12 protein-coding genes are annotated in these 25,500 nt (G+C 38.9%); 5 read left to right on the top strand and 7 right to left on the bottom strand.

Features of this window, described 5'->3' with window-relative positions; translation table 11 throughout:
• Positions 1–50: 50 nt before the first annotated feature.
• Entirely contained in the window at positions 51–2,975 is a 2,925-nt protein-coding gene (locus FD724_RS10100) for a PAS domain S-box protein (RefSeq protein WP_179072521.1), read from the bottom strand.
• A gap of 919 nt (positions 2,976–3,894) precedes the next feature.
• Between FD724_RS10100 and FD724_RS10095 the strand changes: the two genes are divergently transcribed.
• Positions 3,895–4,284, top strand: a complete 390-nt coding sequence (locus tag FD724_RS10095) for a response regulator (protein WP_179072520.1) — start codon at positions 3,895–3,897, stop codon at positions 4,282–4,284.
• A gap of 135 nt (positions 4,285–4,419) precedes the next feature.
• Here the strand turns inward: FD724_RS10095 and FD724_RS10090 are convergent, their stop codons facing one another.
• Positions 4,420–5,520, bottom strand: a complete 1,101-nt coding sequence (locus FD724_RS10090) for an ATP-dependent 6-phosphofructokinase (protein WP_179072519.1) — start codon at positions 5,518–5,520, stop codon at positions 4,420–4,422.
• Between the two features lie 395 nt (positions 5,521–5,915).
• Here FD724_RS10090 and hoxE point away from each other — a divergent pair, with 395 nt between their 5' ends.
• Positions 5,916–6,449, top strand: a complete 534-nt coding sequence (hoxE, locus tag FD724_RS10085) for a bidirectional hydrogenase complex protein HoxE (protein ID WP_179072518.1) — start codon at positions 5,916–5,918, stop codon at positions 6,447–6,449.
• On the top strand, positions 6,436–8,064 hold the full coding sequence (locus FD724_RS10080) for a NuoF family protein (protein ID WP_179072517.1): 1,629 nt from the start codon (positions 6,436–6,438) through the stop codon (positions 8,062–8,064). Before hoxE ends, FD724_RS10080 begins: the two co-directional genes overlap by 14 nt.
• 37 nt (positions 8,065–8,101) lie before the next feature.
• On the opposite strand, the gene FD724_RS10075 is transcribed toward FD724_RS10080, so the two are convergent.
• Complete coding sequence (locus tag FD724_RS10075) at positions 8,102–13,438, bottom strand: ATP-binding sensor histidine kinase (RefSeq protein ID WP_179072516.1); 5,337 nt, start codon at positions 13,436–13,438, stop codon at positions 8,102–8,104.
• A gap of 205 nt (positions 13,439–13,643) precedes the next feature.
• Positions 13,644–15,953 carry an FAD/NAD(P)-binding protein gene (locus FD724_RS10070; RefSeq protein ID WP_179072515.1) on the bottom strand — a complete coding sequence of 770 codons (2,310 nt, stop codon included), beginning with the start codon at positions 15,951–15,953 and terminating at the stop codon, positions 13,644–13,646.
• A 34-nt stretch (positions 15,954–15,987) separates the two neighbouring features.
• On the opposite strand from FD724_RS10070, the gene FD724_RS40760 reads away from it, so the two are divergent.
• The gene (locus tag FD724_RS40760; protein WP_256874516.1) at positions 15,988–16,110 is read left to right on the top strand and encodes a hypothetical protein; all 123 of its coding nucleotides are present in this window, start codon (positions 15,988–15,990) and stop codon (positions 16,108–16,110) included.
• A 66-nt stretch (positions 16,111–16,176) separates the two neighbouring features.
• On the opposite strand, the gene FD724_RS10065 is transcribed toward FD724_RS40760, so the two are convergent.
• Positions 16,177–17,385: a hypothetical protein gene (locus FD724_RS10065; RefSeq protein ID WP_256874515.1), complete on the bottom strand. Its 1,209-nt coding sequence runs from the start codon at positions 17,383–17,385 to the stop codon at positions 16,177–16,179.
• A gap of 1,239 nt (positions 17,386–18,624) precedes the next feature.
• Here FD724_RS10065 and FD724_RS10060 point away from each other — a divergent pair.
• The gene (locus tag FD724_RS10060; protein WP_179072513.1) at positions 18,625–19,503 is read left to right on the top strand and encodes an alpha/beta hydrolase; all 879 of its coding nucleotides are present in this window, start codon (positions 18,625–18,627) and stop codon (positions 19,501–19,503) included.
• 272 nt (positions 19,504–19,775) lie between these two features.
• Here FD724_RS10060 and FD724_RS10055 read toward each other — a convergent pair whose 3' ends face one another.
• Positions 19,776–20,744 carry a PleD family two-component system response regulator gene (locus FD724_RS10055; protein WP_114084403.1) on the bottom strand — a complete coding sequence of 323 codons (969 nt, stop codon included), beginning with the start codon at positions 20,742–20,744 and terminating at the stop codon, positions 19,776–19,778.
• Entirely contained in the window at positions 20,741–24,859 is a 4,119-nt protein-coding gene (locus tag FD724_RS10050) for a PAS domain S-box protein (protein WP_179072512.1), read from the bottom strand. Before FD724_RS10050 ends, FD724_RS10055 begins: the two co-directional genes overlap by 4 nt.
• Positions 24,860–25,500 lie beyond the last annotated feature (641 nt).

The following is a 25,500-nucleotide window of genomic DNA, read 5'->3' as shown; positions in this document are numbered from 1 at the left end:
AATAATTTACAGAAAAATACTGCAAATATAGGTAAGTAGCTATGCTTAATTTACAAAGGTAGCTTTAAGTAAAAAATACTACCTGATCCTATTTTACTTTCAACCCAAATTTGCCCGTTGTGTTGCTCTACTATATTGCGACAAATAGCTAGACCTAAACCTGTTCCACCTTGCTTGCGAGAATCAGAAGCATCTACTTGATGAAACCGCTCAAAAATAGATTCTAACTTGTTAGCAGGAATGCCTCTACCTTGGTCTTGTACCTTCAATAACACATCTGAAGTTTGACCATCTTTTCCTTTAATTTCTTCTACTGCTATTGATACAGTAGACCCTTGAGGTGAAAACTTAATCGCGTTACTTAGCAAATTAGTTAGTACCTGAATAATCCGATCTTTGTCAACTGTTAAGTTAATATTTTGAGGTAAGGCTAACAAATTGATTCCAGAATTATTAGCCATTATTTGCATTAATTCTGTAGCTTCTGTTAATAAGTCAGCAGCATTAACTTGTTTTTTATTTAAAGTAATTTTTCCAGATTGTAATCTTTCTAAATCTAAAATATCATTTACTAGCCTAACTAAGCGTTCAGAGCTTTCTGAAACAATTTGAATGATGCGTTTACCCTTGTCAGAATCAAGTTTTATCAAACCAGTTTTCAATAAGCTTAAACCTCCTTGAATTGAAGTCATGGGTGTACGTAATTCGTGACTAACAACTGAGATAAACTCATTCTTGATTTTTTCTAAAGTATAACGTTGGGTGATGTCTTCACCAATACACATAGTACCTACTATTGCACCTTGTGAGTCTTGTAGTATTGTATTGTTCCAGGCAATTACACGTTCTTCTCTAGACTTAGTAATAATTTCGTTTTGGTAGTGAGAATGTAATTCTTGCTCTAACGTTTCTACAAAAATCTTTTGGATATTATCTTGCTGATATTGCGGTATAAAATTGGCAATCCACTCTTTACCTAAAATTTCTTCTTGGGTATAACCACTCAATTCTAAAAAGAAAGGATTAACGTATTCAACTTTCCCTGTCTTATCCAGTCCAATAACTAACAACTGCACATTTTCTAATAAGCTACGCCAACGGCGGTCTGCTTCACGCAGTTGAGCTTCAATTTTTGTTTGTTGGTTAATAGTTGCTGTTAGAATATTGATTAATCTATGCAAGTGTGTATTTGCTTGAGATAATTCAGCAGTTCGCTCTGCAACTTTAATTTCTAATTCTGCTTTTGCTTGCTGCAAAGCTGCTTCTGCTTGCTTGCGTTGGGTAATATCTAAACAAGTACCAAGCATTCGTAATGCTGTACCTTCATCGTCATAGATACATTCTCCTTTAGCTCCAATCCAGTGAATGCTAGCATCAGACCAAACAATTCTGTATTCCACATAATATTCAGATCTATTGTCTTTGGCACCCATTACTGCTTGGTGAACTGCTTCTCTATCCTCATGGTGGACGTAGGTGAGAAAAGCTTCATAGCTACTTGTAAACGTACCTGGAGTTATACCAAATAATTGCTCTTGACGACTTGACCACTTGAGATGGTTAGTAAAAATATTCCAATCCCAAGTTCCTATTTGTGCTGCTTCTAAAGCTAACCTTAACCGTTCTTCACTTTCCTGCAAAGCAATCTCAGTCTGTTTTTCTTTAGTTATTTCTTTTAAAAAAATTGATATACCTCCCACAGAAGGATAAATGCGCTTTTGAAACCAGCGTTGGCTTGATGGATAAAATTTTTCTACTTGAATAAAACTTTGTTCATTTAAAGCTTGTAAATAATCATTGTAAGAATTCTGACTAAGTAAATCGGGAGATTCTTGCCAAATATTTTTACCAATTAAATCCTTTGCTTTCTTCCCGACAATTTCTGCTGCTTTTTGATTAACGTATGTATAGCACCAATTAGCATCAATTGCTACAAAAGCATCACTAATACTCTCTAATATATTAAATAAACGATTTTTGTTTGCTTCCGCTTCTGCACAAGCAGCTTGTTCACGGATTATCATTTGTGCTATTCTTTCTTCTGCTTGCTTGCGCTCTGTGATATTTGTTAGGGTCACTACACTACCAATAATTTGGTTGTCTAAATTTAATAATGGAGTAGCACTCAGCAATAAATTGAATTTGCTACCATCTTGGCGGGTTAATAATACTTCTACTCCTTGGAAACATTGACCTTGTAGCAAGCTAGATAGTGAAAATACTTCTTGCTTTTGCTGGCAATTTGCTGATTTGTCAATAAATAAACATTTTTCTATATTTTGATAGCCATTACAATAACTACATTGCAGTGGAAACGACAAATCAAATTGTTGAAATAATGGATTATTACCACACAATTTCTGTGCTACTTGATTGGCGCGAATAATTTGCCAACTGCGATCGCATACAACGATTGCTTCGCCTGCTTGTTCCAGAATAGAATTTGCTAGTCTTTCATCTGCTACAATTTCCGCATTACGTTTTTGCTCGGTTAAGTCGGTTACTACTATACAAGTAACGGCTATGTCGTCTATTTGCAATGGTTTAAAAGACAAATAAACAGGTATTTGAGTCTCATCCTCAGCAATTAAGTAAACTTCTCCTCGACAAAATACCTGTCTTGCTTGCTGAAATAATCCTTGAAATACCTGTTTTTCTTGTGGCGCTATGTAATCCTCAAAGTTAGAGCCGATTACTTTCTCTAGTGGCTTTTTGAGCATTACCGCTAAGGGGTGATTACAGTAAAGAATTGTTCCACGATCGTCTATCGTCACAGCGCCTTCATGCATCTCTTGCAAAAAAGCACGGTAAGGATAATCAGCATCTTGCAAAGTAAAAATTCGTTCTTCTTGAGCGCTAGATACAACTAAAGCATCTACCTCACCCATTCTGATAGCTCTAAAAGTCTCTTCTAATACTTGTACTTGATTACGTAGAGCTATATTTTCTAGTTCAAGTTCTTGGCGTGTCTTCACTGCAATCATCCTAAACAAATTTATAATCTGTAATAGCCTGCGGTGAGCCGTACTCTTCGAGAAGCCTCCCTGCGATCGTCTACATAATATAGCAATCCGCTTTGATTTTTAACTTACTTGCGTGGGAAGGCAATAGGCAATAGAAAAGAAGGCTTTTCTTTATTCATATCTCACCGAAATGCTTACTTGAGAGTAATCACAACATTAGGGGCTAGTATTTCCAGTAAAAACTAACTCTAAAAATTATCTCAGTGATATTTGCTTATAGCGGTTCTTGCTTGGGTACAGTACAGTTTTTACCTCTCTCCAAACCTCTCTCCTAAAAGGAGAGAGGCTTTGAATTTTACTCCCCTTCCCTTGAAGGGAAGGGGCTGGGGGTTAGGTCTGTATTCCATGCAATTGGGAACCGCTATATACTAATTTATAGAAAGTTTGTGAGGATTTTATGAAGGAGTGTAATCTTTTGTCAAAACCAATAGATTATGTGAATTAGTGCTAATTTAAAATGGCTATCATTTTCAACAAAGCTGTTGTGTTAACTCAGATGCGATTGTAGTGCTACCCCAAAATGCTCTAATAATAAATATCTGACACAATTACTGCCTTGCGACTATCAGAATTATCCAAATAAATTCATTTACAGGAAAAAATTCTTATCTTTATTAACCTCATTATACTAATTAGCAAATTGGGAAGAATATTGAGTTGTGAGATATTTTTATGGCGATTTATATTGTATTTATTGAAATTTTTCCTTACTCACGAAATCTTCATAATTATTGTTTAGTATGTTATTGTCAGGGTATTAGAATAATTTTCCTGCCATATTACTTGAAGTCACAATCAAACTAAAGTTTTCTAAAAAATACTAGGGTTTTGATTGATAAAAGTATCTGTAGACAAAAAGGGAGTGTCAAATATGACAAAAAGATTACTGGTAATTGATGATGAAGATAGTCTGCGGGAAATTATTCAAATCTCGTTAGAGTCAGTAGCTGGTTGGGACATATTAACAGCATCTTCAGGTAGCGAGGGAATAAAAATTGCAGAATCTGAGCATCCTGATGCCATTTTACTAGATGTAATGATGCCTGGTATGGATGGGCCGACTACTTTTAAGCAGCTACAGGCAACTGCTACAACCTGTGAAATTCCTACTATTATGCTGACAGCTAAAGCTCAACCTCAAGAACAACAGCAGTTGAGAAATTTAGGAGTAGCAGGGGTAATTACTAAGCCTTGTCTACCCCAAGAATTAGTTGATGACATCTGTAAGATTCTTAATTGGAATCCAGTTATCCATCTATAAACTAAACGACTTTTATAAAAGTATCAAAATGTAGACTACAGTTTTAAAGACTCTACATAGATTATTCTAATGGCTAGTTCTCTCAATGTAAAACCCTCGCTAATTTTCAGCTTCAGGAAATTTTGAACTGGATTTTTACAAAGTATCATTAAATTTTGTCTTGACGATCGCTGGAGGAATGTCGCCAATGTAAGTACTAAGCGATCGCGCAGTTTGCACTAAGAAATTATTGGGATCTACAAAACATGGACTACAAGCCAAGACTGCCTCTAAAGGAACTGCTACAACTTGTCCATTTTGCCAAGCTACCATCTGTGCAGATTGTCCATCAGCTAATAAATCTACCGCAGCTTTGCCAAAAGCGGTTGCTAACAAACGGTCTAAAGCTGAGGGAATACCACCTCGCTGGATGTGTCCTAAAACGGAAACCCGAATGTCAATTTGATGGTTACTGCAACAGCGAAGCTCATCGGCAATATATTGACCCATACCACAGGATGGCTTTTCGCAGGATGGAGGGCTAGATGAATCGGCTGCTATTTGAGCGCCTTCTGCCACAACGACAATTGCAAATCTGCGTTCCCAGCGATCGCGCAATTCTGCTAAATGTTCGCACACACCTTTAATTGTGTAGGGAATTTCGGGAATCAAAATCACATCTGCACCACCTGCAATACCGGAGTGTAGTGCTAAGTGACCTGCTTTGCGTCCCATAACTTCAACAATCATGACGCGATCGTGACTGGCTGCTGTAAATGTCAAACGATTTAGAGCATCAACAATCGTATTAACCGCCGTATCAAACCCAACTACTCTTTCTGTCTTGCCGACATCATTATCAATTGTTTTCGGAATGGCGATAAACTGCCAGTTCCCCTGACTTTGTAGTTGGTTGAGAATTGCTAAACTGCCATCTCCACCAATACCAATTAAGGCATCTAGTTCTAAAGCATGATAGCCTGCAACAATCTCGTCAATATGAGCTAGAGTATCACCTTTGTTGATGCTACCCAGAATCGTACCCCCCATATTCAACAAGGGGTCAATCCCACGTAGGTCTAGACCATGTATCCTCAGAGGAATTGCCTTTCTTTCTAAAAGCCCTCTAGTTGCATAAGGAATACCCACTACCTGCCAGTTATAGGTGAGGGTGGCATGACTAACAACTGCCCTAATCACAGCATTAAGTCCGGGACAGTCGCCACCACTGGTAAGAATGCCAAGTCGTTTTTGCATAGTCATCACACCTCAACAATAAAAGTAGAGGAACCACTGACTACGTTCTATCTGTTGTAGCAGGTGGCGTGGCAGAAAGTAAGAGGCGGAAGATTAGGATTTCTTCTGCCTCGGCGTTTAAACCCTGTTTTGTCTATATCTTGAGGTTAAGCTAAAAATCTGTGGAAGTTGTGAGGATATAAACTTATAGCATTGATAAAGTGACGAAAATTAGGCATTCTTTCCGAAATCATTAGTTTTTTCTCTGGATCTCTGCGCCTAGAGCCTGGTTAAATCGTATCCTTATCCAGCAAAGCCAAAAATTTACTTACTATCCTCACAAGTTCCTCAAGTTGTTTTCCTATCATCAAAACTGTGAGACTCATAATATCCTGAAAAGAGGAGAGGCTCAAAGGATGAATTCAATATCTGGTGTTAAAAGTAACAACACAACAAAAATATCTTCTCTAACTCACGGTAATAAGCGCTTTAAAATGCTGGAAGCAACTATCAAACGCTACCAGTATGAACAGGATGCACTGATTGAAATATTGCATAAAGCGCAGGAACTTTTTGGCTATTTAGAAAACGATATATTAATTTACATTGCTCATAGTCTCAAACTGCCACCTAGTCGAGTTTATGGTGTTGCCACGTTCTACCATTTGTTTTCACTTGCACCTAGTGGCGTGCATACCTGTGTAGTGTGTACGGGTACAGCTTGTTACGTCAAAGGCGCTCCAGCTATCCTGGCAAATGTAGAAAAGTCTACTCACATTCACGCTGGTGAAACCTCAGCAGATGGTCAAATTTCACTGTTAACAGCAAGATGTCTGGGTGCTTGTGGAATTGCGCCTGCTGTAGTTTTTGATGGCACTGTTTTAGGCAATCAAACTGCTGAATCAGTCCTTGAGCGCATCAAAGGATGGTTGCAAGATGGATCTACCTGAATTAATTGAAATTTCCGAAAAAGAACGTGCTTTAGAGAAACCTGTGCAAATTCGTTGTTGTGTTGCAGCTGGTTGTCTATCTGCCAATTCACAAGCCGTCAAACAGCATTTGGAAGAGGCTGTTATAGCAGAAAATTTGGCAGAAACAGTAGAAGTTCGTGGCGTTGGCTGTATGCGTTTGTGCTGTAAAGGCCCATTAGTACAGGTTAGGAAAAACACCGAACCAGAAAGTCTAGGTACGCTTTATGAGAAAGTTACACCTGGTGATGCCTCCTCCATTATCACTGCTCTCAATGGAGGAGAAACAACAGTTCAACAAGGTGATTTAACTCATCCATTTTTTACTGCTCAGATGCCGATTGTTTTAGAAAACAGTGGCAAAATCGACCCAGAACGCATTCAATCTTATATTGCTACCAAAGGTTATCAAGCGCTTTACCATGTCTTACGGGAGATGACACCCAATGAAGTAGTAGATGCGATTACCCGCAGTGGTTTAAGGGGACGTGGTGGTGCTGGTTATCCTACTGGTTTAAAATGGGCAACAGTTGCGAAAGCAAAAAGTAACGAACAAAGCGATCGCAAATTCGTAATTTGTAACGCCGATGAGGGAGATCCGGGGGCATTTATGGATCGCAGCGTCTTAGAAAGCGATCCTCATCGCGTTTTGGAAGGAATGGCGATCGCAGCATATTCTGTAGGGGCAAATCAAGGCTACATCTACATTCGGGCAGAATATCCCATCGCTATCAATCGTCTGCAAATTGCCATTCGTCAAGCCCAACGCCTTGGCATTTTGGGCACTCAAATTTTCAACTCTCGATTTGATTTTAAGATTGATATTCGTATCGGTGCTGGGGCTTATGTTTGTGGTGAAGAAACTGCTTTAATGGCTTCTATTGAAGGTAAACGCGGCACTCCTCATCCCCGTCCGCCCTACCCTGCTGAGTCTGGTTTATGGGGCCATCCTACTTTAATTAATAACGTTGAAACCTACGCCAATATTGCACCCATTATTCGCAACGGTGCTGACTGGTTCGCCAGCATTGGCACCGAAAAGAGTAAAGGCACAAAGGTTTTTGCATTGGCAGGCAAAATCCGTAACACAGGTTTGATAGAAGTACCGATGGGAACTTCATTAAAGCAGATTGTGGAAACAATGGGCGGTGGCGTACCAGATGGCGGTGTGGTAAAAGCAGTACAAACTGGCGGCCCTTCCGGGGGATGTATCCCAGCCACAGCTTTTGATAGTCCGGTAGATTATGAATCACTCACTCAATTGGGTTCGATGATGGGTTCCGGCGGCATGATTGTCATGGATGAAACTACCAATATGGTGGATGTCGCCCGCTTTTTCATGGAATTTTGTATGGATGAATCGTGTGGTAAGTGCATTCCCTGTCGGGTGGGAACGGTGCAGTTGTATCGGTTGTTAACAAAGATGAGTGAAGGTAAAGCATCTCTTGCTGACTTGGAATTGTTGGAAGAACTATGCGATATGGTGAAGCATACTAGTTTGTGTGGTCTTGGTCAATCTGCACCCAATCCGGTATTTAGTACCTTACGTTATTTCCGTGATGAGTATTTGGCTTTGATCGACAAACCCATTACATGACAAGAATAGGTCGTACATCGCGTTATTTTATGCTAAATTACCGCTTTTGCCGACAGGGAATTTGAATAATAAATTCTGCACCCTGTCCAGGTGCTGAAATGCACTCTATTGTCCCGTGATGTTTGTCTACTACAATTTGATAAGTGATTGATAATCCTAAACCAGTACCTTGTCCCACAGGTTTAGTAGTGAAAAAAGGATCAAATATTTTTTGTCTGACACTATCACTCATCCCAACCCCATTATCCCTAATGAAAATAGCGACTAAATCAGGATTGACTAATTGGGTACGAATAGCGATCACACTACAATCACTCTTAATTTCCTCTGCTGTTGTTTTCTGATTTGATCTTTCTAAAGCATCAATCGCATTATTCAGAATATTCATAAATACCTGATTTAGTTGCCCAGCATAACATTCCACGTTTGGCAACTCACTATAATTTTTGATAATCTCAATTGCAGGCTTACCTGGTTTGACTTGAAGACGGCTTTGCAAAATTAGTAACGTACTCTCAATTCCCTGATGAATGTTAACAGGTTTCATATCAGCCTCATCTAACCGAGAGAAATTACGCAATGTCAGCACAATTTCTCGAATGCGTTGCGTACCAATTTTCATCGAAGATAAAGTTTTAGGTATATCTTCTTTAATAAAATCAACATCAATATTCTCTAAAAACTCTTCAATCTCTGGTGTTACATTGGGGTAGACATTTTGATAAATATTAATTAAACTAAGTAAATCCTGTGTGTAATTATTAATGTGATCTAAGTTGCCATGAATAAAGCTTACAGGGTTATTAATTTCATGAGCAATCCCAGCAATCATTTGACCCAAACTGGACATTTTCTCTGTTTGAATAAGTTGAGCTTGAGCTAATTTTAATTCATGCAGTGTTTGATTTAATCGCACATTTTTTTCATTTACCTCCCTCGTTCTTTCCTCGATTTTTTCCTCTAAGTTTGCGTAGAGTCGGGCATTTTCTAAGGAAATAGCTGCTTGCGAAAATAGTATTTTTAATACTTGTATTCTATCAGACGTAAAGGCTCCCACTGTTAAATTATTTTCTAAGTAAAGTAAGCCAATTAGTTTGCCTTGATTCACAATGCAAGTACACATAAGAGATTTTATCCGATGCTCAATAATGTACGGGTCTATCGTAAAACTTCCTTCACTACTGGCATCAGATAAAACCACATCTTTTTTTGTTCTTGTGACATAATTAATCACAGATACAGGTAATTTCTGACTATTTTCAACTGGTATTGATTGACCAACAGTTAAATCATCTTGGTCTACATCTGCTTGAGCTTCAATAAATAATTTTCCTCCTTTCTCTAGAAGTAAAATACCAGTTTGAGCGCCAGCATTCTCAATTACAATTGTCATTAATTTCTCTAGCAAACTTTCCAATAAAATTACTTCTGATAAAGCTTGCGATGCTTTAATAACTGTAATAAAATCTAGTCCGCTTGAGTTTTCATTAGCAGTAGAAGTAGTAATAGTATTACTTGTAAAGCCTAGTTGAGAGTGAGTGGAAACCTTAGTAATTAATTCTGGATATGTTAATTCCAGATTCTTAAATTTAGCACTTGCTCCCCAACGTCGATAACCATAATGTGCCTTTGTCATGTATAGTGAGGCAAATTCATTTCTTCCTAGACTGAGATAAAATTCTGCTGCACATTCATAAGCTAGCGCCTCTTCATGAATATATCCAAAATTATGAGCGCCTTGAATGGCGCGATCGTAGTGTTCCATTGCCACTAACACTTTGCCTAAAAATCGGGCTTTTTCTGCCTCTACTAGATCGTATTTGTGCTGATTATTTACAGGTGCATGATCTGCCCATTGTTTTAATTGTTTTTGATTTTCTTCTACTATCTCCATAGCAGCTTTTGTATCTGTTTGAGAGGTAGTCTTTAAAAAGAAGGCTAATAATGCCAGAGAATAATAAAATTTATATTCACATAGATAAACAGTCCCACCAACAGCAACTTCATACTGTTGTGCTAATTGAGCATTTTTAACAGACTGACTATAATCTTTAAAGAAATAACTCAAAATGCTTTTGGCAAGATAACTATAAAAGATAGCTGTAATATTTTCTGCCATTCTCTGCATTACAGATTCATTAAAACTATCACCTTCTAAGTAAGAATTATTATCAGTTCCTTGAACTAATTCGATTACCATCTGTTTTAATATCAGCAAACAAATGGTAAAATGCTCCTGTTTTATTTTGTGTGCTAAATTAATATATTGTTCTAGTCTTTGCTCAACAATCTCTAAGTTTTCTCCAACCCAAAAAGGATGCCAACAAACTAATAATCCATTGTAACCCACATACTCAATATCACCTGTATCTAAACCACTTTGAACACCATCTTGTAAAGGTTCTATAGTTGCTTTAATATGTTCTTTCCAATGTCTAACAAAAATATTAAAGAGTGCATAAACTTTAGATTTGATTTCTCTAGCGTTGAATTTATCTAAAATCTGCAAAGATAATTTACCAAATCTATAACCTGATTCAATTTCCTTAAGAGGCCCACATAAAATTAGCCCATAAAAACCATAGGCATAAGCTGCAAAAGATGAATTGCCATACTGCACACATAAATCAACCATCGTAAAAGCAATCAATGGTAAAAGTGCAGGATCAGCTAAATAAGCGGGAGGCATAGCTGTCATTAGTATCCTCATAGCAGCTAGCTTATGAGCATCAGTCATTTCTGGCAGATTGACTAATTCTTCAACTTTTAACTCTGCTGGTGGAGTTTGAGATAAAGAAACTCCCAGCATCTCTAGCACCTGCAAATCTAAATCTAATGCTTCTCGCATTTGATTTTGAGCAACATAAAACTGAATTTTCTTCTCATATACTTTAACAGCATCAAGAATAGTTTTACTATTGCTTATAACACTGACAAATAATGCTTCTGCTTGCTCAAAATTTGTATTTAAATACTCTCCCTCTACGGTTTCTACATGGAGGTTAAGAGTTAGTTCATAATAGTTTTGCCAACAATCGACTGCAAGTAAACTTAGACCTTGCCTCAGAAACTTTACAGCAGATTCGTAAGCAGCAGAATCCTTAGCTTTCCGCCCAGCAATAAGATTTAACTTAGCTATTTTATATCTTTCTTCTAGAGAGGTAATCAGTTCAATCCCGATATTGAATTGGTTAACAACATCGAAGATTCTTTCTTCTAGTAAACTTTCGTCTATATTCTTTAATAGCAGTCTACCAATATTTAAATGAATCTCCTTTTTCTGCTCATGGGGTATCAAAGCATAAGCCGCTTGTTGCACACGATCGTGAAGAAATTTATAATCAATTACAAAAATATCAACATAATCTAATAGATGTGGTAATTTATAATTATCGCTTAAAGGTAGAATTAAACCAGCTTGTAATGCTTCCCAAATCTCCAAAGCTGTGTCATTATGAGATTTTTCGTTAACACAAGAAAGTATATTTAAATTAAATCGATTGCCAATACAGGCAGCTATTTTTAAAATATTTTGTGTAGTGTCTTTGAGCTTCTGAATTTTACCTATCATCAATTCAACAACATTCTCAGTAATTTCTAGCGCCTGAATGTGCTGAATGTCCCACTGCCATTGACCAGTAAGAAAATCAAACAAAAGTAAATTTTCTTGATGAATAAACTTGAGTAATTGATTGATAAAAAATGGATTGCCAGCAGTTTTATTGAAAATCAATTTTGCTAATTCTTTGGAGTTCTCTAAACTAGATTTTAGAGTGTCACTAACCAATTTACAAACATGAGTAATTTTTAGATTTTGACAGTGAATAATCTGTACAGGGCTATTATTTTTTTCAATTTCCTGCAAAACTAGCATTAAAGAATGGCTAGCATCAACTTCATTATCTCGATAAGCTCCGATGAGCAATAAATATTGGATTTCAGCATCTGTAATCAATAACTGAATTAATTTTAATGAAGCTAAATCTGCCCATTGTAAATCATCTAAAAATACAACTAATGGATGTTCTTTTTGAGCAAACACATTGATAAACTTTTGAAAAACCAAGTTAAAGCGATTTTGTGCTTCTGCTGAAGCTAGTTGTGGGACTTCTGTTTGTTTTCCAATAATCAGTTCTAGTTCAGGAATGACATCAATAATAATTTGAGCATTCGGAACTAAAGCCTCTAAAAGTTTTTCTTTCCAAGTAGATAGTTGTGCTTCACTGTCTGTCAGTAATTGCTGCATTAACTCTTGAAATGCTTGAATCAGGGAAGCATAAGGAATATTGCGCTGAAATTGCTCAAATTTACCAGCAATAAAATAGCCTCTGTTTTTGATAACAGGTTTATGAATTTCGTTAACTAATGCTGATTTACCAATACCTGAGTAACCTGCAACCAATATTAATTCTTTATTTCCTTGATTAACTTTTTCAAAAGCATTCATTAAGATATCTATTTCTGCTTCTCGTCCATACAACTTTTCGGGAATTTGCAGTTGGCTAGAATGATCATGCTGACCAATAGCAAACTTGGTTATAGAGTTAGTTTGCTCTAATTGATCGAGACAGGTTTCTAAATCCGCTTTAATCCCAAAAGCACTTTGATATCTTCCCTCAGCAGTTTTGCTGAGTAATTTCATAATAATTGCAGAAATTACTTGAGGGATTTGTGGATTTAATTGTTCTACTGCTATGGGTTGTTTAGCAATATGACAATGAACTAACTCCATTGGATCGGTTGCTGAGAATGGTAACTGACCTGTGAGCATTTCATAAAAAGTTACACCCAAAGAATAAAAGTCTGTACGGTAATCAACTGACCGATTCATTCTTCCAGTTTGCTCTGGAGACATATAGGCTAGAGTTCCTTCAAGCAAACCAGGATTACTGAGTTTGGGTTTCTCTTGAAAAAGTAATGATGAGATAGAAAAATCAATGATTTTAACTTGACAGGTTGCTAAATTAACAATAATATTTTGTGGTTTAATATCTTTATGGATAATATAACTTTGATGTAATTCACCTAAAGCTTGAGTAATTTGAATGCCTATATTGAGAAAATTTCGTAATTCAATTTTTTCTGTCTGGATAGTTTTGTAGAGAGAAATGCCATCAAAGTTTTCTAAAACAATAGCAAAACCATTGTTGTATTTTTCTAAACTATGAGCTTGAATAACTCCTGGAATATCTAAATCTTTGATTAGCTCATATTCATGTTTAAAGGCTGCTATATCTCTTAGCTCAGGGTATTCTGTTTTTAAAAGCTTAATAACTACTATTTGACCATCTTTATTTCTCCTAGCTCGATAAACAGCAGTTTTTATCCCTTCATCAATTAATTCTATAATTTGATAATTTGATAATGTAATCATTGGTAATACTAATATTTGAATAACATTTCAAAGTTTTAACTAACGATCCTATTATTCAGAGAATAATAAATACATTTTTAAAGTCCATTGTACAACAAACTTTAAAAATGTATCGGTTTACGAAATAGTCTAGGTTTTAGCAACCTCAATAATGCTAAATTCTGTTAAATTTGTCAAAATGCTCTTGATTAATTTGAATATACCCTTATAACCAAGAATCCCACTCACCAATAATTTCTTTGGTGTATTTTATATTGAAGCATTGGTTTAGAATGGCTCGTGTTGCTTGCATTGCAGACATAACTGTAGCTTCCACACAACCGGAATTGTAACCGTTGTTAATCCAGTCGCCAGCTAGATAAAGGTTATCAAACCCAGATTCATCAGTTTTGAGTCGATGCTTGCTACTTCCAGGTACAGACAGTACATAGCGTTCTGATGGGTTAATGTTAACTCGCCAGTATTGAGCTTTAAAGCGTTCTACTCCCTGACGATTTTGAAAATCTATTAGTAAATCCCAATTCAAACCTTGGGGATTTTTTGACTGAGTAGCATCAGGCCAAAGCTGTCCGATGTGATTGTTGAGGAAGTTAATTGCTTCTTGTTCTACCTTTTTTTGGGCTTTAGCTGGAAAATCATAAGCTGTGTGGGGAGGAATCCCTGGATCTGGAATTACACCGGTGAAATAAGCTGCATTGTAAGGATAATGATCGGAAGGCCAATTTTCTCGTTGTACTAACTCGCTCATATCTGCATAGACATCGAGTGGTTCAACGTAAGCTCCTAGTACAGGGCTAGATTGTTGCCATCCTAATTGCGATAAGGTAGGCTTAAGCCATATTTGTCCCCCTTGAGTAGTTACTGTCTTGACTTGCATTAACATATCGCTCCATTTTTGGTGAGCCGGATTTTTTTTAGCATGGAGCAATTCACTGCAAATGGAGGGTAAGGCGGCTATAGAAATTCCCAGCAACACAATATCAAAATCATTGCCTTTGGTGAGGGTAATTGTGTCTACATTCTGCCAAGGTGTCCAATATGACTCAAGGTTAATTTCTTGGTCTTGGAGTTTTTGGGCTTCTTCATCGACAATCTGATCATAAAGAGGTTCACTAGGCCAACAACCAATGTCTTTAACTGTGATAAGTGGTTGATATTCTTGCTTTGGATTTTTTAAATTTACTTGACGAGCCAAAGTTATACTGGCAATTGATTGCTGATTGTGATCCAAATGCAACTGCTTGACAACATGGAAGAACTTGAATTTTACACCGCGACGCTTTAGCACTTCATATAGTGGAGTGATGACTACCTCTGCCATCCCTGATTGCATTTTCCACATGATTGCGCCATTGTATTTGAACAAGATAGTGGTGAGGATACGAATAGCTGTTCCGGCTGCTAGTTGGGGTCTATCGGTATTACCTTCTGGAAAACCATACACTAAATCGTATAAGACGCGAATAAATGCTGATTTAACGCTTGATTCTCTAGCTCCGTGTTTTAGTAGCCAATCTCTGTAGTTGTACTCATCTAAACTATCTAGGGAACGAAAATGAATGATCTCATCCACAAACAAACCCCGGATGTTTGCTAATGCTAAATCGATGAGTGTTAAACGCCAAAGCATATCAGGGTTTTGCCCAATCTTACATTCTATCTGACAGATTAACTGTTCTTTAAAGCGGTCTATGAGCTTAATAATTAGCTGATGATGTTCGCGTCTGTGATTTTTGGTATTTTTGGGCAGTGATTTAGCTAGGTTGTAGGCAAGATTTAAGAATACTTTTTCAGAAGTAAAATCTAGGTTTTGAAGGATATTACCAATAAATTGGTTGATATTGTTCAGCCATCCTCCCCAAAACATGGGTTGTTGGATAAATAACTGAATCAACTCGCTAGGAAACTGTAAGAGACCACTATCTGATAAAAATTCCATTACCTCTTTGCCTAATGCTATTTGTTTGGCAAGAGATGTTGAAGAACTTTTGGTAGACTTTGACTGACTATAATCATCAATTACTCCGTAAGTCTGAATGACGAATTCAATGGTTGTGCAGATATGTTCCCAAAGGGAAGAAATGCCGCCACCTTTCCAAGGAACTAGAGTATTGGTAGGAAAATCAAAAGGCAGAGTTTTCCAATTTTTATTGATGTATTCTTCTAGGACGATGAGACTGTGGGGTTTGAATGCATCTTCTATGGTGCTGAAAGGCCCGTTACCACCTAATTCGTCGTAGCATTGCTTGAGTAGACGAAAAGCATTTTCGTAGAATCCAAAAAAAATGTGTAGTCCGTGTTCTTCGATGCGATAGTCTGGTTCAGAATTGGGTGTATGGGGTTTGATGTTGCGTCCAGTTGCACATTTACCACCCAAACGCCAACCTGTTTGATAAATAGTAATATCGTAGAGACTATCCCACCCTGGTTGACTGGTTAATTCATAAGCGGTGGTTAGGGATGATATTCCACCGCCTAAAATAGCGATTTTTTTGGGCTTCAAGGTTTCAGACATATTTGTTTTTCCTGATAGATGCGAGTTGAGAAAGTTGGGGCGACTAGAAGTCGCACGCCAGGTGCTACCCTACGGGAACGCTAAGAGCGAACAAGTCGGCAAAGCCGCCCAACGCACTGGCTTGGCTACACAGGCAAAACCTGCCTTCGCAGGTTAGTAAACCCTTGATTTTGCATTAGATGGACTTTGCTTGTGTAGTAGGGAATTATATATTTGCCCAATGCTAATTTTTCTGTGGTGCTTGCCAAACGGCTTTCCCATCTTTGAGGGTGAAGTCGAAGTGCAGTACGAAACCAAGTTTTACGGGGATAGTTATGGATTCGCTACCTGCGGGATAGCCTTTGTGTAGTCCTAAGTCTTGGACGATTGGTTGGCTAGCGAAATTATTGATTTTTAGTTGAAATTGATCGCCAAAGAGTTTTCCGCCATAGAAGGTTTGTAGCTGCATGGGGGATTCAATCAGTGCTTGATAGCAGGCTTTTTTGCTGTTTTCTACGTCGCGGATTTGTTTGAGGGTAACGAGAGGGACGATTTTTTCTAGGAGATATTCGAGGAGATTGAAGGGTAACTGTAAGCCAGGAATCAGAATTTCATTATTGTCAAATAATAAACTAGCGATCGCTCTTGCTGCTTCCTCAAAGGTGTCCCATGTCTTGATGGCTTGATGTTTCTCTTCTGTATTGATGCGTTGAACTTCCAGCAGGCGAGCCTCTATAGATTGGCTTGTAGGAGAAAATTCTTTAAATACTAAGGTATCTACAGTAAATAAATCCGGTTCTTTATTTAATTCAGGGATCTGAAATAGGCCAAGTTCTTTAAAGAAGCCATAGACTTCTCTACCCGAAACTAGGATGGGAGAATTATTCACGTACACGTAAGGCATAAACCAAGCTAGGCGTTCGGCTATGAATAAAGGCCCGACTCTTTTACCTACCACTGTCAACATCCAAAAGATGGCTTCTTCTTCATGCACAGTTCCTTTGTCATAGTCGGGAGGATAGATGGAACTTAAAGAATCTATCTTGTTGAAGGTCAGGACGAGATAGTTCATGGCTGGGCGATATTCAATCTCTCCATTATTGGGATCGTTGAGATATTTATCACACACCTCTTGCAACTTCGCCATTGAACCCTCAACGACAAAGCCGTACATTTTTGTCCCTTTGATTTCATAGGGTTGGTTAAAAGCCTGTCCATCTGCCCGTTCTATATATTTGGGATATGGTGATTTGTCACCACCTCCGCAAAAGTAATTTTTGAAAAAACTATTCATATCTTGTTCCATATTTTTGCCTTTTACTGCTAAATCTTGGAACAATTGATCCGGCTTTTGTTGCATCCGGGTAAAGTAATTCGTGAGTTTTTGGGGCTCCTGAAGTAGGGCCGTAAATTCACTAACAGCACCTAAAGCTGTATGGAAACTTGTTTGCATTGTCTGCAAAGGGTTGTTGGGGTTCATCGTATTTTGGGTAAGTGGCTTGGTTCTTTTTATACCAGTCTAGTTGCCTAATCATATATACAGAGAGATGAGAATATTAGATACCTCTCTGTTTCTGTCCTATTGTGTCAAAGGAGTTTTAATTTGTCCTTATTAAAATTAGAAATTTTGGAAAAATGCTTAAAAATGCTTATATTAAGTGCGTTTTAAGCTTTTCTCTGGTTCAGGGATGCTGTGTCATATACTTCTCTGGTGCCCAGTTCAACCGTTTGAGCAACATGAATTAACCTCTTTAGTTTGTCTTGCTCCAGCTAAACATTGCTCAGGTAGAGGTTCCCACCATAATTACCAATAATTTGATGTTAACTTTACAAAGGTCAGAAAATAGTGAAATTTTATTCAAGAATAAAATTTAAACTTGCGTAATAGGACGTAGAAGCAGTAAATTGCTCAAAAGACTTACACCGAAATTGTACTGAATTATTTACCTTTTGTATCTTCTTGATTTGTGTGAATAAATGTTTTAAATCCTTTAGGAATATCCTATGAAATCAAGTAATGTAATGCGTGGTGTAAAGGTTTTGCCTTCTGTACTATCACTTACTTTTTATGATGAATATTCCAGTCATATCATAGGCTATTTTTCACATCACAGTTCATATAATCGGCTAGTGATTATACTGACTAATTTAAAGCAACGTAAGACTTTATAAGGAATTAATTCATTCAAAAATTTAGTTGGAGAAGAATTCAGAAGTCAGAATCAAGACGCGAGGCTAGAATACTCGCTATCGTAAACTCGCTCTAAGCATACTCCTGCAAAGAAGCAAGCTATGTATAGGGTCTCTAATTGCTATGCCGCAGGTTTTAGAGGATGTTTGAAAAGTCCTCTTCTCGGTAACAAAGCCTTTAGATCCCCCTAAATCCCCCTTAAAAAGGGGGACTTTGACTCCGGTTCCACCCTTTTTAAGGGGAGCCAGCGCGGTCTTCTCCCAAGGGGAGACGCTAAAAGCGATGGGGTCTCCCCCGCCGCAGGATGCGCGAAGCGCTGTAGTGGAGCGACTGGGGGGGTTAGGGGGAGATCAATAAGTGCAAAGATACAGCCAACTACTTTTTAAACAACCTCTTAGGCGGCTCTTTCGGTCAGGAGTCAGAATGGGCTAAACCCTAGCTATCCGCTAACAGAATGAATTCGTTTTGATTAAAATCACTTGCCCTAAACCAGAAAACTCAATGCTGTATCAAAATTTTCAAACTCAAGCCGAGCTAGATTACCAGTACAATCCCAGTGAACTAGGTCTTGATATACCTGGATACATGAATTTGTATGCCGCAAACAGTGCTAAGGTGCGTGAAAAATTGCGCTGTCATCTAAATGTTTTTTTTGGTTCTACCTTAGTCGAACATCTAGATATTTTTCCTGCCACGCAACCACAAGCACCAATTTTGGTATTTATCCACGGTGGCTATTGGATAATGTCCGACAGTAAAGATTTTAGCTTTGTCGCCCAAGGTCTTGTAGCTGCCAATGTTACAGTGGTGGTGGTCAACTATGCCTTGTGTCCCAAAGTAACCATTGATGAGATTGTCCGCCAAAATCGTTCAGCGATCGCCTGGATTTATAATAATGCAGAAAGCTTTGGTGCAGACCCCAATCGCATCCATGTAGCTGGTCACTCAGCCGGTGGTCACTTAACTGCGATGCTCATGGCTACAGACTGGAAAAACGACTATGGACTACCAGATGACATCATTAAAAGTGGTTGTGCTATTAGCGGTTTGTTTGATTTGATGCCATTTCCCTACACTTGGCTACAACCCAAAATCCAATTTACTTGGGGTGAAGTTCTTCGCAATAGTCCTATCCGCCATCTTCCTGAAAAAGCTGGTTCTCTACTTGTAACTTATGGCGGCAAAGAGACTTCAGAGTTTGAACGACAATCGCTAGATTTTCTGGCTGCATGGAAAGAAAAAGAATTGCCTGGTGAATATTTACCACACCCTAATGAAAACCACTTTACGATCGTGAATGGTTTTTTAGATAGTGACAGTCCATTGTGTACGGCTATTTTGAGACAAATAATGGTATTGGAAAAGGAACCCAAATTTTGAAGCTTTAGTTTCTTCTAATACTACAGTAGAGCAATTCTTTTTATCTTTTAAGAACGTCGGGATGAGGGGGCTAGCACTGCAATCTTTAAAGTACTGCAACAAATATAATTGTCATCATCAATCCCTGTGGTTAGGGATTAATCTAGCGATCGCTCATACGGAACCGCGATCGCTTTTCTAATGAATCAAGCCGCGATCGCACTACTTCACAAATCCCACACTTCCCACACTTCCCACACTTCCCACACTCCCCTGCCTGACAGTTTGGCGCACTAGCGGAAATTTTTATTTTTGGGTAGTAGAATATTTTGCACAAAGCGATCGCGTCCTGCTGCCTTTGCTTGATACAATGCCCGATCTGCTGCGGCAATCATTTCTTCCAAGTCAGAATCTGACTGAGGAATTTCTGTCGTAAACCCGACACTAATGGTTACATGAGGACTAACTTGGGAATTTTCATGAGGTATTGCTAATGTTCGGACAGTATGGCAAATTTTCTTGGCAACATGAGTCGCCCCTTCGGTGTCTGTGTTAGGTAAAATCACAGCAAATTCTTCCCCACCATAACGGGCAACTAAATCTCCGGGACGTTTAATAATATATTTGATGGCCTTAGCAATTTCTTGAAGACAGCGATCGCCTACTCGATGCCCATAAGTATCGTTATATAATTTGAAGAAATCAACGTCGCAAAGAATCAGGGAAAGAGGCCGTTGATCCCGTTTTAGACGCTGCCACTCTTGGTTAAAATACTCTTCAAAGCGTCGGCGGTTAGCTATTTGAGTTAATCCATCAATAGTAGCTAATCGCTGCAATTCCAAATTAACGGTTTCCAGTTTTCGTTGTAACTGAGATTGCTGAATCAAGCGTTTTACCCGTTGTCGCAAAACTGGCCAGTGAATCGGTTTGGTAACATAGTCCATTGCTCCCACTGCAAATGCCCGGTCAACTGACTCTTGATCCTCAAGTCCTGTAATCATTAAAACTGGAGTGTGCTTGCTGCAATCAAGAAGTTCTAAGTTAGTGCAACACTCGAACCCATCCATATCCGGCATGATGGCATCAAGAAGTATTATGTCAGGGCGCAGTTCTTTAAAAGCAGTTAAAGCCTCTCTGCCATTTTGAGCTTCCGCTATTTTATAGCCTTCCCGCTCCAAGAAATGCCGAAGTATCATCCGGATAAAAGGCTCATCATCAACAATTAGAACTAAAGATTGGCTTTCTTGAGCAGTAGCTGTCATGGTATTTCCTTCGCAAGTTCTTTTGCTAACGCAGTTTTAACTTGTTCATATTCCTGGTATAACTGCGGGAGTAATTCTACGGTGTTTTCTAATTCACTGCTCCGTCCCTGTGCTTCTAAAACCTTGCAAAGCTGTGCTAAAGCGATCGCTCCAATAGAGGCACTGCTAGACTTCAGTTGATGGGCTACCTTCCATATAGTCTGGGTATCCCGATTTGCGATCGCAGTGCTAATATCTTGTACCAGTCTCGGTGTCTCTGTAAGATAACACTTAATTAGTTCAGCAAATACAACACGATCGCCTCTGACGATATCCCGTAAGGATTGGAGAATTTTGGCATCAATTTTGGCACTTTTTAATGTCTGGTTTTGCCCTTCTTGGAGAATATTTTGCCAAGGTTGCAATTCTAAGTACATCGCTCGATCTTGTTTGACTATGGAAGTGACTTCAAGACTTCTTTGGCGTGGGCATTTGCTGAGTGCCTGAGCTAATTTTTGAAGCTGAATCGGTTTGCTAATGTAGTCATTAATACCAGCAGCAAGACAAATTTCGCGATCGCCTCGCATCGCATTGGCAGTTATCGCAATGATATGCGGACGAAAACCAACTTCCCATTCTTGACAGATTCTCCGAGCTGTTTCTAACCCATCCATTTCGGGCATGTGGACATCCATCAACACTAGGTCATAAGGCTGTTTTTGCAAAGCCTTGAGTACTTCTACCCCATTAGTTACGACATCAGCTGAATAACCTATTTTCTGTAGCATCAGTAAGGCAACTTTCTGATTGACAACCGTATCTTCTGCCAAAAGAATCCGTAATGGCAGTGGATGGGTCAAATGCCGATCAACCAAGGGAAAATCAGAAATACTCGCTTGGCTTGGCTGATTTCCTAAAACACGGGTCATAACATCGTAGAGTTGAGACTGTTTGATGGGTTTGCTCAAAAAGGCAACATCGAGATCACCAAAGTCAGAGAATGTTTCTCCTCTACCTAAAGAAGTAAGAATCACTAAAGGTAGATTTTGACAACCAGATTGCCTGCGGATTTGACGAGCTAGGGTTATGCCATCCATTGCTGGCATTTCCATATCTAAAATGGCAATGTCAAACTGTGTTCCCTGAGCAAGTTGAGCTAACGCTTCTTTCGCAGATTTGGCAGCATAAGTTTCCATTTTCCAAGACTCTGCTTGCAAGCTGATAATTTGACAGTTAGTCAGATTATCGTCCACAATCAACAGGCGCTTTCCCTGAAGCTGCATCGACGAATTACTAAGTTCACCTTCTGGAACAGCAGGCACTTGGGCAGTAATGGTGAAGTAGAATGTTGAACCTTGGGAAGAATAAGGAGATGATAATGATTTTCTACTTTTCCATCTAGGGCTAGGATTGCCACCAACAATCCCTTGGCTTTCCACCCAAAGAGTACCCCCCATCATCTTACTAAGCCGCTTGCTAATGACTAACCCTAGCCCTGTGCCGCCATATCGTCGAGTCATGGAGACATCAGCCTGAGTGAAGGGATGAAATAACCGCTCTATTTTCTCTGGTGTGATGCCAATACCTGTATCTTTGATGGCAAATTGAATTTGGATTGGGGACTCAGAAGAGGCAGAGGAGCAGGGGGAAGGGTGCAGAGGAGAGGAATTTTCCCCCTGCTTCCCTGAATCCCCAGCCCCCAGTTCAACAGAGAGTAACACTTCTCCATATTCAGTAAACTTAATGGCGTTGTTGAGGAGATTCATTAAGACTTGGCGCAGACGTGTCATATCGCCAACGATCTGAGTCGGAACTTGCGGTTGGATTAGGTAAACTAGTTCGATATCTTTTTGGGCAGCTTTCGGGGCTAATAGAGAAATAGCCTGTTCTACACAAGCTCTCAAATCAAAAGGCTGTTCTTCTAATTCCAGCTTTCCCGACTCAATTTTGGAGAAATCTAGAATGTCGTTGATGATAGTGAGCAAAGCATCTCCGCTACTGCGAACTGTTTCTACAAAGTCTTGCTGTTGCGGGGTGAGGTCAGTATCCAGCAGAAGATCGGTCATGCCAATAACAGCATTCATTGGAGTCCGAATTTCGTGGCTCATCATTGCTAAAAACTCACTTTTTGCCCGATTTGCGGCTTCAGCCTGACGTTTTGCCTGCTCCAAAGCAAAGTTTTTCAAGGTAAGTTCTTCCCGTCGGCGGGTTTCTTGTTCCAGTAAGTGAGCCTGTGCTAGAGCAATACCCAGTTGAGCCGCTACTGCTTCTAGTAATTCGATTTCGTCTGGTGTCCACTGGCGAAAATAGCTGCACTGATGTAATCCGATCGCACCATTGGGTTCTCCTTGATAGGAGGTGCGGATTGACAGCATAGACTTCAGTTTAATTTTTCGGCAGATAGGTTCGGCCGCCTTAAGTAAAGGATCGGCATACACATCAGGAGAGGCGATCGCAGTTTCTTGTGCCATCATCTTCTCTGCATGGGGATTATTAGTCATGGGAACTTCCAATCCCAACACTGAGCAGGGACTAGAAAGTGTATTATACTGTGCTACTAAAGGAATTTTCGGAATGGGGTCGCAAACATAAGAATGGATCAGACAGCGATCAACTTTAAACGCTTGTCCAATTTGGGTAGCAGCTGTCTCAAAGATTTTGCTGGTATCAAGACTTTGACGAATTTCTTGAGTAATTTGTTCAAGTAGTAGGGTGCGATGCAATTGGCGTTGCAATGCTTCTTTAGCTCGTTTGTTTTCGGTAATATCTTGATTTATGCCAACAGTGGCAACAGTTTTTCCCTGTTCATCCTGTAAAGGGACTACAGTTGTTTCGCAAATTCTCTCACTGCCATCTTTACCAAGAAAGTGTATTTCCCCTGACCAGCGTCCTTGCTGGTTGACTGTTTCGAGAATTTTAGTGCTTAATGTTGCGGCTACTTCCGGTTGATGCAAAATACTGATATGTTTAGCCAAAATCTCAGCTTTAGTATAACCAAACATGCTTTGGGCAGCAGGATTCCAGTCAATAATATTTCCGGTTAAATTTGTGATAATTACGCCATCATTCATGTTTTCAAAAGTGAGAGCTTGCTGATGCAGGCTGGCTTCAGCTTCCTTGCGGTGGCTAATATCTGTCTGAATTCCAATAAAGTGGCTTAACTTCCCATTTTCGTCATCAATAGGAGAAATACCCAATTCATTCCAGAATAAGATACCATCTTTGCGATATTTACGGAGAATAACTTTACAACTTGTTCCAGCTTGAATAGATGAGCGCAGTTCATTGAGTCCTGATTGCTGTATATCTGCGCGTTGCAAAAATCTACAGTTTTGCCCAATCACATCAGTAGCGCTGTAACCTGTTATTTGTTCAAAGGCGCAGTTGACGTAAATTACTGGATTATAGGGAAGTCTAGCATCGGCAATGATAATTCCATTATTGGTAGCAGCAAGTGCCCTCTCCTTCAGCCTCAAGGTTTCTTCAATCTGCTTTAAATCACTAATGTCAAACATAAACCCCTTCAGCGTAGTAGGAGTTTCTGCTGTTTCAACTACCCTAACAACGTCTCGCAGCCAAACAACTCGCCCATCGGCTGCTAGCATCCGGTATTCTAATTCGTGATTCTCGCACCTAGCAGTTGCTTCTTGACGAAAACGAACGGATTTTTCCCGATCGTCTGGATGCAGATGATTGTACCAAAAATTTTTCTCGTACCATTCTGCGATCGCATAATTTAGCAAGTCTACTGCTTGCGGCCCAACGTAGGTAAATCGACCAGTTTTCAAGTCTAATTCCCAAGGGATGACTTTGACAGTTTCCAGTAACTGGTGCAGACGCTTCTCGCTGCAACGAAGGGCAAGTTCTATTTGTTTCTGTTCAAAAATCTTGTGAGTTAAATCCTGATTTATTGCTTTTATCACCAGGACTAAACAGATTGGTAATGTCAGCGTGACAACCAATAACCCTGTAATCAATACTACTTGTGTTAATAACCTTGGAGTCTGAATTGAAAGTTGCTGGCAGAGTAAAACTACAGAGATTGAGAAGAAGATCCCTAGCAATAAAGCTAGTAATTTTTCTTTGTGGAAAAATATTACAGCTTTTAACCAGTGATATCGGCACTGTTTGACCACTTATTAACCCTCAAGCACTTTCTTTCAGGGCTTATTACACTAACCTTTACTTTTAAGTAATTTAAAATATCAATAGCAAGGGGGCAATTACGGATTTTTTTAAGTAATTATGAGTTAGGCATTGACAGGAAAGACCAAGTGTAGTTTTGTAGTTTTGTAGGTTGGGTGCAGCGATCGCGTAACCCAACATAAATAAGGTGGTAATGTTGCGTTTCACTCCACCCAACCTACATCAATAAATATATTTTTTAAAAAACTCTAGGTTTCAACATAGATGAGGTTTAATATAATGGTAAAAAAATTTAATAACTTCTGCTTCTAATTAAGTAAGTAAGCGAGAATAATCAAAGGAAATTAAGTAATGTAATAAATACAGTGGATTGGCAGTAAGTGAGGTACATAATGCAGAATTCACGCATCATATATAAAGAGTTTCTACCTCCTGCCTCCTGTCTCCTGCCTCTAAACCAGTAACTTTGTACTTTATGCAAAGGAAAACTGCTGTATTGAAATTAGTTTGTAGTGAGCGCTGTTCGCTTTCGACGAACTACACCTACACATTTTTAATTTTTTTGCTGGCAAAAAGATACATTAAGAGCAAGGGTTAAAGGGATTGGATTTTCCCCTTAACCCTTCCTTTT

The organism is Nostoc sp. C057 (assembly GCF_013393925.1).
GTDB lineage: Bacteria > Cyanobacteriota > Cyanobacteriia > Cyanobacteriales > Nostocaceae > Nostoc > Nostoc muscorum_A.
The sequence above is the reverse complement of the archived record's forward strand: the minus strand, read 5'-3'. Positions and strand labels throughout refer to the sequence as shown.